Genomic DNA, 2,083 nt, shown 5'->3' with positions numbered 1-2,083 from the left:
TGGCCGCAGCGCCACCTTCGGCTCCCGCACCGGCCCCCGCTCCTCCGCCGCCGGCTCCGGCACCTGCCACGCCCCAGGTAGCCGCGCCTGCGCCGTCACCTGCGCCTGCACCGCCTCCTCCGGCACCGCCGAAACCGGTTGAAGCCGCGATTCCGCCGCCTCCGCCACCGGCAAAGCCGGTCGAGAGCCCCAGCCCGACCGTGGTCGCGCTGGCGGACGACCCGACGATCAAGAGCCTGACCACCAAGCTCAACGACAATCCGGACGACGCTGCCGCGCTGTACCGGCGCGGGCAGGTCTATGCCAGCAAGGGCGCTTACGAACTCGCCATCAAGGACTTCAACAATTCGCTGCGGCTGAACCCGAAGGATGTGGAAGCCTACAACAACCGCTGCTGGGCGCGCACGGTGATCGGCGACCTGCAGGCGGCCCTGAAGGATTGCAACGAGGCGCTGCGGCTGCGGCCGAATTTCGTCGACGCGCTCGACAGCCGCGGGCTCGTCAACCTGAAGAGCGGCCAGAACAAGAATGCAATCGCTGATTTCGACGCCGCCCTCAAGATCAACCCGAGATTGACCTCGTCGCTGTACGGCCGCGGTCTTGCCAAGAAGCGCAACGGCTCAATCCCGGAAGGCGATCTGGACATCAACAATGCCAAGGCGATGGACCCCAATATCGTCAAGGAATTCGCCGATTACGGGGTGCAGTGACGATTTTTTCAAGTGAAGGTTGGCGGCTGCTCGAACCCCGTGGCCGCCGCAAAGACTAAAGCATAGCAGCCCGCCGCCATCAGGCGCGGCAGCTCATCTGGATGATATTGGAACCGCGTGGGAAGCCCGCAGGAGGGGACAGCAATGGCGAATTTCTCGGCAACGAAAACCCTAACCGCAATCGTCTCGGTCGCGGCGCTCGGCGCCACCGTTTGCTTGAGTGCGGGAGCCGCCCTGGCCCAGGACAAGAACGTTACCGAGGATCAGATCGTTCGCGCGCTGGCGCCCGAAAAGAAGCCGCTCACCCGCGGCCTCTCGGTCGGCCCGCAGCAGACCGTCGATCCGACCGTCGCCGCCGCCGAAAGCAAATTCGTCCAGAAGTTCCGCGGCCGCTCCACGCGGTCGCTCTCGAGCGCCGAGCGCGAGGAAATCGCCACCATCGTCAAGGACAAGCCGAAGATCGATCTGGAGATCAATTTCGATTACAACTCGGCCGATATCAGCGCGAGGTCGCTGCCGTCGGTGCAGGCGCTGGGCCGCGCGCTCACCAACAATGACCTCAAGGGCTCGACCTTCGTGGTCGCGGGCCATACCGACGCGGCCGGCGGCGAGGCCTACAACCAGGACCTCAGCGAGCGCCGTGCGGATGCGATCAAGCGCTATCTCGTCGACAAATATGGCATCAACGGCACCGACCTCGTCACCGTCGGATACGGCAAGAGCAAGCTCAAGGATGCGAGCCAGCCGCTGGCCGAAGTGAACCGCCGCGTCCAGGTCGTGAACATGGAAAACAAGGCGACGGCGGCCAACGCCAAGTAAGGACCTGCAAGTAAGGGCGTGGCGTCGAGCAACCGTTTCCGGCTACAATACGTCCCGCAGCCCCCGTGCGGGACGTATTCGTTTTGGGCTCCATTGCAGGCCTTCGGCCGGCTCAATGTGCCTGTTTAATTTGACTTTCGGTCTGGATTGATGCGGCGATGAAATTCTCCGAATACCTCAAACCTGCGCTCGGAACGGCCTTCGTTGTCGTTGTGGCCGCCGGTTATTACTGGTTCGAGCACCGTCCACGCTCCGAACCAAAGGACACGCCGGGCCAGGCGCTGGTGATCGTGACCAAATCCACCAATGCCTGCTTCTCCGACATGGTCCGCGTTACCGGCTTCATCGTGCCGCGCCGCGAGGCGCAGGTCGGCGTCGATCAGGAAGGCTCGAGGGTCACCGACTTGTTCGTCAAGGAAGGCGATACGGTCACCGAGAATCAGGAGATGGCGCGCCTTACTGCGCCGCCGCAAATGCCAGGCGCCCCGGCCGGCCGGCCCGGGCCGGTCTCGCTTCGCGCGCCGGCAGGGGGCCTCGTCACCGAGGCCCGGACC

Annotated in this window: 2 protein-coding genes and 1 pseudogene; all 3 read left to right on the top strand. The window is 64.5% G+C overall.

Features of this window, described 5'->3' with window-relative positions:
• The coding region (locus tag CQ12_RS15500; protein ID WP_157088241.1) for a tetratricopeptide repeat protein at positions 1-710 on the top strand (710 nt) is incomplete at its 5' end.
• Between the two features lie 144 nt (positions 711-854).
• A complete protein-coding gene (locus tag CQ12_RS15495) occupies positions 855-1,529 on the top strand; it encodes an OmpA family protein (RefSeq protein WP_057836168.1) in 675 nt (224 codons plus the stop codon).
• Between the two features lie 158 nt (positions 1,530-1,687).
• Positions 1,688-2,083: pseudogene (locus tag CQ12_RS15490) on the top strand (efflux RND transporter periplasmic adaptor subunit); the annotation flags it as partial.

Source organism: Bradyrhizobium jicamae, assembly GCF_001440395.1.
Taxonomy (GTDB): domain Bacteria; phylum Pseudomonadota; class Alphaproteobacteria; order Rhizobiales; family Xanthobacteraceae; genus Bradyrhizobium; species Bradyrhizobium jicamae.
Note: the sequence above shows the minus strand (reverse complement) of the source record. Positions and strands in the feature narration are given on the sequence as shown.